This is a genomic window from Anabaenopsis sp. NIES-4685 (assembly GCF_059725405.1).
Genome location: NZ_AP043602.1, coordinates 2,935,718 through 2,952,273, shown reverse-complemented (window position 1 = coordinate 2,952,273; position 16,556 = coordinate 2,935,718). Strand labels below are relative to the sequence as shown.

The window sequence follows — 16,556 nt, the reverse complement described above, 5'->3', positions numbered from 1 at the left end:
CCCATGATATTTATTGCCTATCAGAATATAGTGGGAGCGTGAGAACCCCTACGCTTTCGCGAGGGGATGAAACGTGACTCAACAGGATTTATCCTGTCGTATCCTTAACAAAAAGGTTTTGACAGGTATTTACAAAGCATTTCTGTTCACTTAAAATAAGAAAACATCAGCAAATATGGTGAAAAACCCAAAAGATGCCAACTTAAGTAGCCACACAGCTAAGTATGACCTTAGCCAAGGTGGGTAGGGGAGCTTTGACAGTCCCAAAACGACGTAATTTACCTAATCTATTAAATTAAGTAAATCACGTTGTAAACGTTGCGTAGCATGGCTTAGGCCTGCGTAGCAACATCAGTTTAGAATCCCCTGTGTTTCAACCAGGGGAGATGTCAATTATTTAATATGAGCAATGGTGACACCACTACCACCATCTACTTGTTCTGCTGGTTGGTGGTGGCTAACTCTGGAGTGCTGATGCAAAAAGGCGTGAACTCCTTGCCGTAACTTACCCGTACCATGTCCGTGAATAATCCAGATTGGCCCTGTAGCTTCAGAAATTGCCTGATCTAAGATAATTTCCGCATCTGCTACCCGTTTACCACGCAAATCCACTGTATTTCGAGACGTGCGAATAGCTGGGGCGGGTTTTTCCGGCTGAGGAACTACCGCGGGCTTCTGTTTAACTACTGGTTCAGCTTTTTGACCATCCAAAGATTCGATGTCTTCGAGCTTAACCGTCATCTTCATCATCCCAAAGCGAACGCTGAACTCACCATCCTCATCGGGAGCAGTTAAAACTTCCGCTGTTTGTCCAAACTGGGAAATCCGCACGCGATCGCCCACTTTGGGTTTAAACCCAACTTTGGGTTTTGCTGGTGCTTTTGGTTGATATTTTTGGGCAATTTGATTTAATGCATCCGTTGCTTGTTGAGCATCTTGGGCTTTAGGTGTACCTTTTTGCAACCGGCGAATCACTTGGGCAATTTCACCTTTAGCCTGAGCGATGGCTTGTTGTACTGCTACTTCCTGATCAATCCGCAAAGCTTTTTCCCGTTCCTGCAAAGCTTGAGATTTTGCCGACACTTCCTTATATAAACGTTCCGCTTGCTGCAACAAACTTTGAGCTTCCGCAGCTTTAGTTTCTTGGCTGCGGCGTTGCGCTTCTAACCCAGCAATCACCTGATTAATTTCGTCCGTAGCTCCTCCCACTTGAGTTTTTGCCTGTTCTACCACCTCTGGTTTTAAACCTAAACGCAGAGCAATTGCTAAGGCGTTAGAACGTCCAGGAATCCCCCATAATAAACGGTAGGTAGGCGAAAGTGTGCTTTCATCAAATTCTACAGACGCATTTTCAAATCGCTGATCATCATATTTGAGCGCTTTTAATTCACCAAAGTGAGTTGTGGCCATTGTTAGCCGGGCATGATTAGCTAGATATTGTAGTAGAGCGATCGCTAAAGCACTACCTTCTGCTGGATCAGTTCCCGCTCCCACTTCATCCAGAAGGACGAGGGATTGGGTATGGATATCTGCCTGTTCCCCAAGACTCAAAGCATTCAAAATCCGACTAATCCGGCGAATATGTCCAGAAAATGTTGATAAACTTTGCTGTAATGATTGTTCGTCCCCAATATCAGCTAATACCTGGTCAAACCAAGGTATTTCTACTGGTTCGCGGGCGGGAACAAATAACCCTACCTTCGCCATTAATGCTGCTAAGGCCAGGGTTTTTAAAGTGACTGTTTTACCACCGGTATTTGGTCCAGTAATCGTTACTACCCGAATATGGGGACTAATTAATAAATCCACTGGAACCACCCCTTGACCATGTTCATGCTGCTGTTGCCACACCAACAGAGGATGGCGTAATTGCCTTAGGGTAATGACTTCATTTTCCCCACGGTTAATAAATCTGGGAGGATTAGCTCCTAACCAAAAACTGTACCTAGCCCTGGCGGTTGCTAAATCCAATGTGGTCACAATTGCTAACAACCGTTCCAAATCTACTTTGACTGCTGCGACTTGCTGTGTCAGCATCCGACGAATGGCTTCTTCTTCAACTTCCTCTCTTCTGAGAGTCTGTCGCAGTTGGTTACCCAAAGGCACTATAGAATTAGGTTCTATATAAAGAGTAGCTCCACTGGTAGAAGTATCATGTACAATACCCGGTATCGCATCCTTTTGGGGTGCTTTTACTGGGATAACAAAGCGATCGCCTCTTTGGGTAATAATTTGTTCTTGAACTGCGCTCGATTTTGCATGTAATATATTTTGCAATTTTTGAGTAATTTGAGCGCGTAATTTACGTACTTCTGTACGAATTTCCCCCAGTTTTTGGCTAGCACGGTCGGTTACTTGGCCTCGTTCATCAATACATCGGTGTATTTCCTGCTCTAGTTCGGGATAAGTCCGTAAATCAGCAACTAACTGTGTGAGTACGGTCAAATCTTCTTGATTATCAATGACGCGGCGTAAATTTCTCGCCCCTGCCAAGGTCGTAGCGATCGCTAGCAGTTCATCCCCTGCTAAAATACCGCTAAGTTCTGCCCGTTCTAAAGAATCGCCAATATCTTGAACACCCTCAAATGACAATCCCGTTGTCATTCGATTCTCCAGTTGGTAAACTTCTTTAGTCTGGGCAAGTAATTGCTCACTTTCTGCTTGAGATGCAGGTATTTTCAGATGCAGTGATGCGATCGCCCCTAGTTTAGTAGCCGCAAATGTGGAAAGATGCTGACAGAGGCGATGCCATTCGAGTAGTTCTAAGGTTTCAGACTGGATCAAGGCTTCAATATCTAATCTAAAAGAATTGTAACAATTCTGGCTGCTATAGGACTCACTCTTCAAGGAGGAAAATTACTCAGTCCTCAGACCACGGTATTATTCCCTGTTGACTATTAGACAAATATATCCGGTATTTCCTCACTTCTAGCCTGAATCCGCGTCATCTTAGCATAATCACGCCTTGAATAAAACAGTGTTTGAAATCTGCCAAACAAACTAAATATTATTCCTGCAAATAATTTTAAAATTAGTTAAATATTTCACCTTCAATTATACAAAATTTTAAAAAATATATTCTTGTGTGCAAAGAAAAAAATAACCAAAATCATAGTCTAATTCCGAAATATTAGAAAGTTTTACCTATGACCCAGATAAGTTTTTTGATGCCCAAGGTGTGCGTTTAAGAACTGAAAATATTCAGCGTTGCATTGAACAAAAACGGGAAGTTGAGTTAACAACGCAAGTAGCAATTGAGCAAAAAGAACTGGATGCGGAAAAGCGATCGCTACAAATTGCCAGGAAAAAGAAAGCGCTTGTTAGTAGTGAGGTCATCAAACGATATATTGAAGACCCGCATCACGCCAAAAACTAAAAAGACCAAGGTGGTTAAAACCACCAATTCGCTTAACTCTCAGGGCTAAAGCCGCTGAGTTTCCCACTTACCGCGATATTTTTATGAGTAAAAACAGAAAATTCAAATTTCCGCTGACACTGGGGTAAATCCTCATATTCATTACTGGCAAAAAAAACTGCTGCAAATACCCTCACAATTTGATACCCTAGCTTAAACAGATTTGAGAAAAGTTAAAGCGTGGAAATTCAACTTGGGCGCGGGAAAAAAGCTCGTAGAGCTTATGGAATTGATGAAATTGCTCTAGTTCCTGGTAACAGAACACTAGATCCAAGTCTGGCAGATACTAAGTGGACTATCGGCAATATTGAACGAGAAATCCCGATAATTGCCAGTGCCATGGATGGGGTAGTGGATGTGAAGATGGCTGTACGCTTGTCACAGTTAGGAGCATTAGGAGTCATCAATTTAGAAGGTATCCAAACTCGCTATGCCGACCCAGATCCGATTTTAGATCGGATTGCCTCTGTAGGGAAAAGTGAATTTGTTTCCCTTATGCAAGAACTCTATGCCGAACCGATCAAGCCGGAATTAATTGAAAAACGTATTCAGGAAATTAAACAGCAAGGTGGTATAGCCGCGGTGAGTGCAACCCCAGCCGCAGCCAGTAAATATGGTCAGGTAGTGGCAAAAGCCGGAGCAGATTTATTTTTTGTCCAGGCTACAGTAGTCTCTACAGCGCATTTATCCCCAGATTCGATAGTTACCCTTGATTTGGCAGAATTTTGCCGTTCTATGCCCATTCCGGTGGCCTTGGGCAATTGCGTCACCTATGAAGTCACCTTGAATTTACTGAAAGCCGGAGCGGCTGCGGTATTAGTAGGAATTGGACCGGGTGCGGCTTGTACCTCTCGCGGCGTTTTGGGCGTAGGTGTACCACAAGCAACGGCGATCGCTGATTGTGCCGCAGCCAGAGATGACTATTATCGGGAAACTGGTAACTATATCCCCATCATTGCCGATGGCGGTCTAATCACCGGTGGCGACATTTGTAAGTGCATCGCCTGCGGTGCTGATGGTGTGATGATTGGTTCTCCCTTTGCGAGAGCCGCGGAAGCCCCTGGCCGTGGCTATCATTGGGGAATGGCAACTCCTAGCCCAGTATTGCCCCGTGGTACGCGCATTAACGTTGGTACTACTGGCAGTCTAGAACAAATACTCATTGGTCCTGTCCGGACTAGATGATGGTACTCATAATCTTTTGGGAGCCTTGAAAACTAGCATGGGTACATTAGGAGCCAAAAACATCAAAGAAATGCAGCAAGTAGAAGTGGTAATCGCTCCTTCCCTACTAACCGAGGGAAAAGTGTACCAAAAAGCCCAACAATTAGGCATGGGTAAATAAAAAATCCCCCATAGGCACTAGAGAATCACTAATAAGAAATAAATTATTTAGTTTCTACCATGCCCTATACCCCATACCCAAACTCAAAGTTGGCAGAAATTTTTTTCCAGACTCTTAAAAAAATCCTGGAAAAATCCAATCTGTAGCCTACAATAGAGATAGCGGAGACGCATGTTTCCGTTCACTCCTCACACCACACTCCGCCCGGACTACTGTTCGGGCGGTTCCTTATGTTTATCCATAATTTCTTTAACTTCGTTGCAAATGTACATTCTTCACCTCTAAGCTGCTGCTTTTGCTATGGTAGAATTTTCACCAAACTCAAAAATATAATTGGCAAAGGTTTTTAGGCATGTCAGCAGCCGCACAAGTTACAGATTCTAGTTTTGATCAAGAAGTACTCCTGAGTGATGTACCCGTTTTAGTTGACTTCTGGGCCCTGGTGCAGGTCCTTGCCGCATGGTAGCTCCTGTAGTGGAGGAAATAGCCAATCAGTTTGAAGGTAAAATAAAAGTTGCGAAAGTCAATACTGACGAGAATCCTAACGTTGCTAGTAAGTACGGTATCCGCAGTATCCCCACGTTAATGATTTTTAAAGGTGGGGAGAAAGTTGATATGGTAGTTGGCGCAGTACCTAAAACTACATTAGTTAACACTTTGGAAAAATATCTTTGAAACTCAATTGGGATCAACATCCTTTTGATCCTGCCATTTGCTCTAGATTTAGATCAATATGCGAGGCGCGAAAACTCGCGTCTCCAAAAATTTTCTGTTGTGGTAAAGAGTTTGAGATGACCACTGCTAAAATAACAGGCCTTTTCTAAAAATTTACTTTCATAAATCTTTACCAACCACTAATTATCAAACACGACTGCCCAAGGCAGTTGTCTATTGCATTGCAAAATTAGGTAAAATGTAATGCCATTGTGACGAAAGTTCTCATGACCTCATCTGCGTCGTTTGAAACATTAGAGAGTCTCCAGGCGGACATCGCTGAACTATTTGACCGGTTACCAACGTTAAAAAATCGGCAACTGATTCAGCAGGCACTGGCTACTATAGTGCGTTTAGCTGACAGTGAAATTGAACGTCTGGACTGGAAAATCTTATCGGCCGCTTTAGCAGATATGGAGCGAGGTTTCCAGTTATTTTATGACTATCGACACGTCCGCAAAATAACTATCTTTGGTTCTGCTCGTCTATCCCCAGAAACACAGGAGTATCAGATAGCCCTGGAATTTGCTAGCGCTGTTTGTCAGTTAGGATTTATGGTAATGACAGGCGGTGGCGGCGGCATCATGCAGGCAGGTAACGAAGGCGCAGGGCGAAATAATTCCTTTGGCTTAAATATTCAGTTACCATTTGAGCAACAGGCTAACCCATTTATTGAGGGTGATCCTAAGCTAATCCATTTTAAGTATTTCTTCACCCGCAAACTGTTTCTCCTCAAAGAAAGTGATGCCGTGGCTTTATTTCCTGGAGGTTTTGGTACTCAAGATGAAGCTTTTGAGTGTATGACCCTCAGCCAGACGGGTAAATTTGGTCCGGTTCCTGTAGTTTTAATTGATCATCCAGGTGGAGATTATTGGCGCTCCTGGAGCGAATATATTGATAAACAACTTGTGCAGAAAGGTCTTGTCAGTCCTGAAGACCCCAGCCTTTACACAGTCACAGATAACCTGGAAGTAGCTTGTCATGCTATCACCAATTTTTATCAAGTTTACCACTCTAGCCGTTACGTAGGTGAACAGTTGGTCATTCGTCTATCAACAGATTTATCTGATGCTGCGGTGGAAAAATTAAATGCTAACTTTAGCGACATTCTGGTAAAAGGAAAAATTATCAAAAGTCAGGCTTTACCCCCAGAAAACCAAGATGAGACCGAGGAATTACCCCGTCTGGTGTTGTATTTTAACCAACGTGATTTGGGTCGCCTGTATCAAATGATTGCGGTAATTAACCAGATGGGTACACCTTCTGTGGCAGAAAAACCTCATCCAGAAAGAAAGTAGGGGCGGTTTGACAGATATTATTCCTGGTCAATACTGATCATGAGCAAAAAACTTGTATATTAGCTCAGGAAACATATAGGGGGATCAAGATGCTGGAATTATTAGGTTCGGGTTTAATTTCTCTTTGGCTGGAAATGGCTGGGGTACAAATTAAGCCCACAGAAGCTTTGGAAACTTTGGCTTTACACAATAGCCGTGGTTTAGTTCTAGCTCCTGATCCTAATCCAGCAGGGTCTACCACAGTTCAGCAATATTTACAGGAACTAATTACCACGAAATTAGTACCGGAAAATTTGACCGAGAGTCAGGGTATTTGGTTACAGTCCGGACCTATTTTGATGGCTAATCATCAAGGTACAACACCTCTACCAGCTGCTTCTTTAACTAAGATTGCTACTTCACTTGTGGCTTTGAAAACTTGGGGGCCAGACCACCAATTTGAAACTTTGGTCAGCTCTACAGGTCCAATAGTTAACGGTGTATTGCAAGGTGATTTGGTGATTACTGGTGGTGGTGATCCCATGTTTGTTTGGGAAGAAGCCTTCGCCCTGGGTAATAGTCTCAATCAAATGGGTATTAAGCAGGTAACGGGAAATTTGGTGATCAGGGGGAATTTTGCCATGAATTTTGAACCAAATCCTATATTAGCTGCTCAGATGCTCAAGCAAGCCCTAAATCATTTAAGTTGGACTCGTCAGGCAAATTACATATATTCAACCATGCCCAAGGGCACAGCTAAACCTCAAGTTGTGATTGCGGGTATTGTAAAATCAGCATCCCAACCAAACCCCCAAGAAACCCTATTGATGCGTCGCGGTTCTTTACCTTTACACCAACTTATCAAGGAAATGAATGTTTTTAGTAACAATGTCATGGCTGAGATGTTGGCTCAATCCCTAGGAGGTACAGCGAAAATGCGATCGCAGGCTGCCAAATTTGCCGGAGTCCCGGAGGCAGAAATTCAATTAATTAATGGTTCAGGTCTGGGAGTAGACAATCGTATTTCTCCGAGGGCTGCCTGTGCTATGTTAATGGCAATTCAACGGGAAGCTACCACCCACAATATTAATGTAGCTGACTTGTTTCCTACCTCTGGATTTGACCGTCGAGGAACAATGCAAGCTAGAAATATGCCTTATGCTACTGTGATGAAAACTGGTACTTTGCGCGAGGTTAGTGCTTTGGCTGGAGTCTTCCCTACACGCGATCGCGGTTTGGTTTGGTTTGCTATTATTAACCGTGGTTGACAAATTCCAGCCTTCCGAGCTAGTCAAGATCGGTTTTTACAAGCTCTTGTCCAACGCTTGCAAGTATCTCCCAATATTCCCTCTACTATTACTCCCAACTCTCCTAAATATTCTTTACCTGAATTGGGCACCCCTAGTCGTAACGCAATTTTGTTCCCTGCTAATAATCCTTGATTGGGTAGATACACTGAAACAATCAAGGATTATTAGACCCTCCTGTGGGGGTGTCAACTATTCTCAGAGGATGTTTGTCAAGTCATGATTAGTGTATCGAATATTATTTGAACCCACCCTAACCGGAGGGTTAGGGTGGGGTGTGTTGGGTGTATTGGGTGTGTTCCCTGTTCCCTGTTCCCTGTTCCCTGTTCCCTGTTCCCTGTTCCCTGTTCCCTGTTCCCTGTTCCCTGTTCCCTAATTACTAGTACCAACATCTTGAGGAATAATTTCTGTTACTACCCTGCCACCCGATTTCCCACTTTTAACTACAATGTCCTCTGTTTGTAGGTTACCAATGGCTGTTCCACCTGTAAAATTTATTGGTGGGTCAATCTGAGTATAAAAAACATTTCCCTGAGCTTCTAATAATTTCTTGTCGAGATACCAACTTAATTGATTAGATTTGAGAGTCTGACCACGTTGCCCTATAGCGTTGACATTTCCTGTTAAATTCACAATTTTATTCGCTATTTTCATTTCGCCTCTGTTGGCGGTTACAGTCACATTCTCAGCAGTCTGGACAACACTCAGAGTCGAATTAGTCTTCACTGTTTCTGCTTTCATATCCCAGGTCATAGACTTACTAGCTATTTGCGTCGGTGGGTCTAATAAATTTAACTGGGCGTTTTTTTTGATCGTGGCAATTTGGCTTTTTAAGTTTATTTCCGCAGCATCTCCCTTTCCACGGTCAGTAATTTGATTGTTGTTGTAACGGTCAATTTCTATGGTGCTTTCACTAATTAATATTTCTTCTGGAATCTGCCAAATTAAATTTTCCGTTCGCATTTGCATTTGGGGATCAACGGAGCTAGCTACTACGCTACCAGAAAATTCTATACGTTGTTCGCGAGTTTTAACTCGTGCTTCTTGCGCAGATGCTTTTAGTCGTTTATGAGTTCCATTGATTTGCTTACGGACAATTAATAAATCTTCTTGAGGTAACCATTCTAATTCATTACCTTTCAATACAATACCGTTCTTAGGATCCGTAGCCACTATCTTTCCCTTGAGAAATAGCCGCTGACCATCCTGTTCAATATCTGCTCTTTCTGCTTGTATTTCGTAAACCGGTTTGCCATCTTGGTATAGTTGACCAATGGGATTTTCTGCCTCACCAAGTTTGTCTTGAGTGTATCTCGCTTTTTTAGCTCGCACTTTCCATAGCGGTTTTCCGACCTCGTCCGCTTGCTCTAAGGTGACATCGAAAAATGTCAAATTACTTTCTTGGGGAGATGAATCAGAATCTTTAGCTTGTTCAGCTATTGGGTATCTACCACCACAAGCAACTAAACCAAGTAACAATAAAAAAGTTAAAGGCAGGTAAAAAAGGTGAGCTTTTATTTCGACCCCCTTCAGATTTTGTAATAAAATCAATATAGGTAAATTTTGATTATTTTGCCTTGTTTTAGGACAATTTACCCTCTTTTCTGGCCTGCCTTTTCGATAATTCATTAATCTTGGATTTCTAAGTGTTGATCACTTTCCCTGATATCTTCCAAAAACCCCATGCTGGATAGAGGTCGATATGGATAGCTTTGTCGCGGGTTTTTTTGAATATCCTCTTTGATGGCTTCTAAATCAATATAGCGATCGCTGACGTTGATTAAGCTATCACTGGTCATTGAGCGCAAGCTGACGACCTCTACACGCACACCACGATAGCTAACTGAGTTCACCGCGTATGCCAAGTCACCATCGCCGCTGACTAATACCGCGGTATCATAAGAATCTACTAAAGCCATCATATCTACGGCAATTTCTACATCCAGGTTAGCTTTTTTTGATCCGTCCGGCAACTGCACCAAATCTTTGGCAATCACTCGATAGCCATTCCGACGCATCCACAACAAGAACCCTTGTTGCTTTTCGTTGGTTCTGTCTACACCTGTATAAAAGAAAGCACGCAATAGTCTAGATCCCCCAGTTAATCTGCATAGTAGCTTCGTGTAGTCAATTTCAATTCCCAGTTGTAAAGCAGCATAAAATAGATTAGAACCATCAATAAAGATAGCGACACGACCTCGATTTTCTAAGACTTGTTCCGGTGTAAATATTGAGTCACTTTCTAGATTATTCAACATTGTTCTCATACCTCATTATTATTCTTGTTATATTTGATACGCTTTAGCAAGGTGATATGCTAGAACAGCTTATGATAAGGTTTCGGAGCTAATAAATTAAGCCCCGATAAGTTTTTTGACAAAATTAAGAACTTGAACAAAACCGAAAAATAAACAGGACTAATGGTTTTTTGAAGTTTCTATGCGCTTGAACACGGGATGGGGTTTACCCAAGGATTGTGTACTGGTTAGTACACCCCATTTTGCATGGGTGGCAAAACCGGCAAGCATTGAAGTTTTTATTTGATCATTAAAGTCGATTCCAAAGCCCAGCTGCTGATAAATGGCGCTACTGATATTCGGAATAATTGGGGACAGGAGATAAGCTGCTAGTCTAACAGATTCTAGAACTGCGTACAGTACCGTTTCCACTTCCTGCTGCTTTCCTAGTTTATATAGTGACCAAGGGGCTTGTTCATCAATAAACTTGTTACTGGTACGAACCAGCATCAGGATAGCTTCACAGGTTTGGTTGAAAGCTAGCGCCTCATAGGCTTGTTTTACCTGTTCTCCTAGACTTAAACCAATCGCTTTCAAAGGATTTTCGTCATTAATGGCTTCATTTGCAATTGGCACTCCATCGCCAGTACAGTATTTCTTCACCATGTTTAACGTCCGATTCAGCAAATTACCTAAGTCATTAGCCAAATCTGCATTCAAAACATTAATGAATCTAACTTCATTAAAATCGCCATCTTTGCCAAATTCGATTTCCTTAAGGAAGTAATAACGAACCGCATCACTACCATAGCTTTCCACTAGCCTTACAGGATCAAGTGTATTACCCTGAGACTTACCCATTTTTTGGCCATCTTTAGTTAAAAAACCATGCCCAAACACCTTATCGGGTAAGGGTAAACCGGCTGACATCAGCATAGCTGGCCAATACACTGCATGAAATCGGAGGATATCTTTACCAATTAAGTGCAAATTGATTGGCCACCAAGTTTCTAAGGCATTAGCTAAAGTTGGTTCTGAATTTGCTTCTAGTAGTGCGGTGACATAAGCTAGCAACGCGTCAAACCAAACATAAAGGGTATGCTTGGGATCAACTGGTACAGGAATACCCCATTCCAGATTGACCCGTGAAATAGAAAAGTCTTGTAAACCCTGGCTAACAAAGCTCAAGACTTCATTACGACGACTCCCTGGTTGAATAAAATCTGGTCGAGACTGGTAAAATTCCTCTAGCTGCGTTTGATACTTAGATAGGCGGAAAAAGTAATTTTGCTCGTCCCGCCACTCCACTTCCTTGTTAGTATGAATAGGGCAGCGGTGTCCTTCTAATAGTTCCCGTTCTTCCTTAAATTCTTCACAAGATACACAGTACCAACCTTTCTGTTGTCCTTGGTAGATATCACCTTTTTCCCAGACTCGGTGGAAAAACTCTTTAACTATGGCTTCATGGCGAGAATCTGTAGTCCGACTAAAGCGATCATATTGAATATCTAATAACTGCCATAAGCTGATAAAGCTAGGCACAATTTGATCGCAAAATTCTTGTGGGGCTTTTCCTAAACTTTCTGCTGAACGCTCAATTTTCTGTCCGTGTTCATCTGTACCTGTAATTAGCAGCACCCTATCCCCCAGGAGCCTGTGAAATCGGGCTACTGCGTCCGCTGCTATTGTTGTATAGGCACTTCCCACGTGAGGAACATCATTCACATAATATAGGGGCGTAGTCAATGCAAATGTTTTTTCTGTTTTATCCACTAAATTCATACAGAATAAAAAAAAGAAATTATTAACCTTTTCTATCTTACTTTTACTGGCCAATATCCGCAATCATATAATATTACTACTTGTTTGACAAATGGTAAATTACTATTAGCGAATTCAGAATTGTAACAATTATTTATTAATGTGTATAAATCCATTACCTTGAGTCCTAAAAGATTATTTAGCTAGTAGTAATATTTTCTATCTTTTACTATCAGATTGATTGTCACCGTCACTACATAAATCTAAACTCCAAAAACCTAACTACCTTGATGCATAAAATTTATATACCTAAAGACTACCTTCATATCAAGAATGAAATGTAAAGATTAAGTCAAGCTCATATGCCATATTTTGTAAAAATCATATTAATTATTGATGATTCCCAGCAATCGCCTGGATGTTTCTGGCTATTACCTAGCGGTATCGACGCTATCCAGAGCTAGCATAGCTTTTTTGAGCAGTCAAAGCAGATGGCGGGTGTTTTTCCTCAAGGAACTCAGCCAATGGTGACATTCTCCGCCTCAAGGAGGTAGGTGAATTTCACAGAGGATTTGCTCATTTAGGACTGTGGTCTACTTTATTTGGGAATTTTACCAATTGCGATCGCCCAAGCGCTGACCTGTCAGTCCGCTTCCCTAACAGAAGTAAATACTCATGGTTTACCTCTGGGACTGCAAAGTTTTTTGATCCGTCAGGACTTTTATTTAATTAATCAACCCGGTTTACATCCCTTGGTTATCTATCATAGGGTGGCTGTGTTGATTGGCCGCCCTTATTCGGTGACACCACAACATTAACGAAAATATCATGGCAAACAAGCCAAAAATGTTGTGAATGAACTAACTAAGCATTGCCACAATTAAATTACTATTTTACTAGTTTAAGCTTTTCATTAAAGATTAGATAGGGGGTATTTTTGACAAACCCAGGAAACTAGGCTTAAGCAATTGACGCTGCACAATTAACAAGTTAAAACTTAACACTGTTTACAATGGTCATTTCAACTCTCAAACACAATATAGAAATCCGGTTTGGTTTCTGAATTGATTTGTCTAGGTAGGGAACAGGGAACAGGGAACAGGGAACAGGTAAGAAGAATTGCCGTGTGTACTTGAGTCTTGTTCAAAAATAAAATAGGAGTCCTATATATGCTGATATACACAGGAGTGAAACTCTTTCTTTCCTGTTAATTTCACTTGTCTATCTGTAAATAAACCACCAATTCAATAGTTTTTGATAAATTGATTTTATCTTAACTGTGTCATTTATATTCAATGTGGTCTTACTATCCACGCTATCATTTTATCATAATTTCAAGTGCATGATTGTGCTTCACACTCTTAGTGTGATCACATCTGGAACAAATCGGATATTTACCCGGGTAATTCCATAACAACAAAAAGTTGAATTTAAATTTTACAATGCCAAAAGTTGAGCTAAAGCCGTGTTTTCTCACTCCTAACCGAGTCCAACTAGAGTATCCGTTATTTGTGTATTTACCAGGACTGGATGGAACTGGTGAACTATTGCGATCGCAAACGGTCGGCTTAGAAGTTGGCTTTGATGTGCGGTGTTTAGCGATCCCCAGACAAGACCTCACCACCTGGGATGAGTTAAGCAACAACGTCTTGGACTTAATTAATACCGAATTACAAAAAAGCTCACAAAGACCAGTTTACCTGTGTGGCGAGTCCTTTGGGGGTTGTTTGGCCATGAAAGTAGCAACCCAAGCACCACAATTATTTAAGCGGATTATCTTAATTAACCCAGCATCAGCCTTTCAGCTGCGCCCTTGGTTAACTTGGACATCCCAACTAACTTACTTAGTTCCAGAATCCTTTTATGATGTTGGCACACTAGGGTTATTGCCATTTTTAGCATCCTTACCACGCATTCCCCGCCATTTGCGCCACGAACTGCTCAAAACCATGCGGTCTGTACCCCCAGCCACAGTTACTTGGCGATTGTCTTTACTCAAGGAATTTAACGTCACTCAAGCTGAGTTACGCCAACTAACTCAAGCAGTTTTGCTGATTGCTGGTGCTGGCGATCGCCTTTTGCCATCTGTACAGGAAGCCGAACGCTTAGTAAATATTTTACCTAACACCAAGTTAGCTGTATTACCTGACAGTGGACACGCCTGTTTACTAGAATACAATGTTAATCTCTATAAAATCTTGCGGGATCAGAATTTTGTAGAACACCACATTCAAGCCTCTCAGGAAATACAAAATCAATTACCCACACCCCATTAACCGCTGCGAGGTACCCCTCAATTCTATTTCAATTCTATTTAATCAACTGCTAAGGCTTTAAATACTGCATCTACTGGGTCAGTGTAGAAAGAGGTTTGAAATTTAGCAAACAATTCAGGGGGAACACTAGCAATATCTACAGCACTACCCATTGGTAAAAGAATACGTTTAGCACCGGCATCAAATGCTACTTGTAGGCTACCAGCTAAGTTAGTGACTGGAGTTATTGTACCACCCAGGGTCATCTCCCCAAAGATAGCTAATTGTATTTGTACACTGCGTTTCAGGGTAGCAGAACACAGAGATATGAATAGTGCAAGTCCGCTTTCTTGGGGGATACCAGTACCTTGTAAATCTAATAACTGGAGTAAAAAATCCCAATTACCTGGGTGAATGCTGCTGCTAACCCGTTGAGCATTAGCTTTAAAGTAATTCATAGCAATGTGCAAACTGTCTTTGATTTTAGTAGCATTGGCTACGCCTGTCCGGGTCAGCTTGCCATTACCTGGTACTGCTTGCAGTTCGAGTTTGAAAACGCCGATAATACTACTATCTCCAGTGCTGATCAAGTGCAAATGACCAGGGGTAAGAATATCTTGGCTAATGAGGGTAGATCCTCCCTGTTCTGGTACGGAAACAAAATGCTCATCCATTGTTTCCAGGTCAATGTAACTGAAATGGACATCATAAAATTCCATACCGCCAATTTTCTTTAACTGTTCCTTGACCCGTCGGCGCACTCGCAGTGCATATACTAGAGCATCATGGACATCTTGTTTACTAAATGAACCATCGGGGAAAAGTAATTTTAGTAATCCTGATACAGTTTTACGTACTGCTTGCACGTCCCGTTGTTTGAGGTTATTACCCAAGCGAAAATAGCGGTCAATAGCATCGGCAAAACTGCGTTTACGCATTTCCCGCAACCACTCTGCTAAATAATCAACAATAAAACCATATTGATTGGTAAAATTCTCTGGGCTGAATTTGGGAATTTCCCAACCGGGAATGTAGGCGTGAAAGCGGTCAAAAAAGGCAGTATCAATCATGGCTTCAGGAAATGGCGCCAATAAATGAGAGGTTTTTACCAAAGATTCTACGCTTTGATCAATATTACCCACAAAAACCATAGAAGCATTAGCGGTAATTTCTGCTTTACCCCGTGCAAAGGAACCTGAAGCCATGTAGTCTTTCATGATTTGTACACCATCATTGTCATGAAAGCTGATACCAGCGACCTCATCAAAAGCAACTACATCAAATAAACCGACCAATCCCACGCGCCGGGTGGACATATTATAAAAAAGATTGGCTACTGTGGTTTTACCGCCAGAAACAAGGATGCTGTTGGGAGAAACTTCTTTATAAACGTGGGATTTACCTGTGGAACGGGGCCAAGTTCACAGCAGTTATAATTATTCTCGCAAAGAGGTATTAAACGCGCGAGTAGATGCCATTTTACCTCGTCGCTCACAATAGTTGGTTCTAGTCCGGTTGACCTGATTAACAGGTCAATCCATTCATTGCGGGTAAAAGCTGGACGACCTGTAAACAGTTCATCCATATCTACATGAGGCATTTGAATGGGTTTGAGACTGGCGACAATAAAAGGACTAGGTTTTGTCCCTCCTTCGTACTCCATTTGTAAAATACACCAAATTCCACTGCCTAGGAGTTTAGAATTTAGTTTCACAGTTTCTGGGTCAATTACTACACCTTTAATACCGAGATTGGTTAAGGTACCTTGGTAAATATCATCTTTTTCGTTGAGTGTGACGTTTACTTGGTCAATGATTGTAAAACGTCCTAATTCTCTAATTTTGGATTTGACTAGCTCCGCTTCATCAGGACGAACATAATTTTGAGCTAGGATATTTTTGACACGAGTAACGCCTTCTGCAATAGTAGTTTCTTCATCTGTGGCACAGTACATACCCAATAGATACTCCAGCACATAGACGGGTACATTTGCACCTTCTTTGATGCGCTTTGTCAGGTCTTTCCGTACTACCTTACCAGGATAAATGTTGTTTAGTTTTTGGTTGAGGTCGTCCATGGGGAGAAGGGGGAGCTTACAAGGGTAGGTTTTTTACATTGTCGTGAGGGCAAGACTTGGAAGACAAGGAAGGAAAGTAGACAAGGAAGTTATGCCAAGGCGTGAAAAAATACCCCTTTAAGAGCTATTAAAAGCAATTGATTGAGTATTATTCTTCAACATTGTTCT

Annotated in this window: 7 protein-coding genes and 5 pseudogenes; 7 read left to right on the top strand and 5 right to left on the bottom strand. The window is 41.8% G+C overall.

The features are described from left to right. Nucleotides 1-393: 393 nt before the first annotated feature. Nucleotides 394-2,784 (bottom strand): endonuclease MutS2, encoded by a 2,391-nt coding sequence (locus tag AC6IZ0_RS12705; protein WP_497723213.1) that lies wholly within the window; start codon nt 2,782-2,784, stop codon nt 394-396. A gap of 394 nt (nt 2,785-3,178) precedes the next feature. On the opposite strand from AC6IZ0_RS12705, the gene AC6IZ0_RS12700 reads away from it, so the two are divergent. From AC6IZ0_RS12700 to AC6IZ0_RS12680, 5 genes and pseudogenes are all read left to right on the top strand, one after another. After that, nucleotides 3,179-3,376 (top strand): hypothetical protein, encoded by a 198-nt coding sequence (locus AC6IZ0_RS12700; RefSeq protein ID WP_497723212.1) that lies wholly within the window; start codon nt 3,179-3,181, stop codon nt 3,374-3,376. A gap of 219 nt (nt 3,377-3,595) precedes the next feature. Then, a pseudogene (locus AC6IZ0_RS12695) lies at nt 3,596-4,760 on the top strand (GuaB3 family IMP dehydrogenase-related protein). A gap of 352 nt (nt 4,761-5,112) precedes the next feature. Further along, a pseudogene (trxA, locus tag AC6IZ0_RS12690) lies at nt 5,113-5,435 on the top strand (thioredoxin). Nucleotides 5,436-5,701: 266 nt separating this feature from the next. Beyond that, nucleotides 5,702-6,772: an LOG family protein gene (locus AC6IZ0_RS12685; protein WP_271731358.1), complete on the top strand. Its 1,071-nt coding sequence runs from the start codon at nt 5,702-5,704 to the stop codon at nt 6,770-6,772. Between the two features lie 89 nt (nt 6,773-6,861). Beyond that, nucleotides 6,862-8,193, top strand: a pseudogene (locus AC6IZ0_RS12680) (D-alanyl-D-alanine carboxypeptidase). 237 nt (nt 8,194-8,430) lie between these two features. Here the strand turns inward: AC6IZ0_RS12680 and lptC are convergent. The 3 genes from lptC to metG form a co-directional block, all read right to left on the bottom strand. Continuing rightward, nucleotides 8,431-9,687, bottom strand: coding sequence for an LPS export ABC transporter periplasmic protein LptC (gene lptC / locus AC6IZ0_RS12675; protein ID WP_497723210.1), 1,257 nt, complete (start codon nt 9,685-9,687; stop codon nt 8,431-8,433). Next, nucleotides 9,687-10,316 (bottom strand): LabA-like NYN domain-containing protein, encoded by a 630-nt coding sequence (locus AC6IZ0_RS12670; RefSeq protein ID WP_271731361.1) that lies wholly within the window; start codon nt 10,314-10,316, stop codon nt 9,687-9,689. Before AC6IZ0_RS12670 ends, lptC begins: the two co-directional genes overlap by 1 nt. Before the next feature lie 159 nt (nt 10,317-10,475). Continuing rightward, entirely contained in the window at nt 10,476-12,077 is a 1,602-nt protein-coding gene (gene metG / locus AC6IZ0_RS12665) for a methionine--tRNA ligase (protein ID WP_497723208.1), read from the bottom strand. A 458-nt stretch (nt 12,078-12,535) separates the two neighbouring features. Here metG and AC6IZ0_RS12660 point away from each other — a divergent pair. Together AC6IZ0_RS12660 and AC6IZ0_RS12655 are read left to right on the top strand one after the other, a co-directional pair. Beyond that, nucleotides 12,536-12,940 (top strand): annotated as a pseudogene (locus tag AC6IZ0_RS12660) (1-acyl-sn-glycerol-3-phosphate acyltransferase); the annotation flags it as partial. A gap of 558 nt (nt 12,941-13,498) precedes the next feature. Beyond that, on the top strand, nt 13,499-14,332 hold the full coding sequence (locus AC6IZ0_RS12655) for an alpha/beta fold hydrolase (protein WP_497723207.1): 834 nt from the start codon (nt 13,499-13,501) through the stop codon (nt 14,330-14,332). 38 nt (nt 14,333-14,370) lie between these two features. On the opposite strand, the pseudogene brxL reads toward AC6IZ0_RS12655, so the two are convergent. After that, nucleotides 14,371-16,388: pseudogene (gene brxL / locus AC6IZ0_RS12650) on the bottom strand (protease Lon-related BREX system protein BrxL). Between the last annotated feature and the right edge of the window lie 168 nt (nt 16,389-16,556).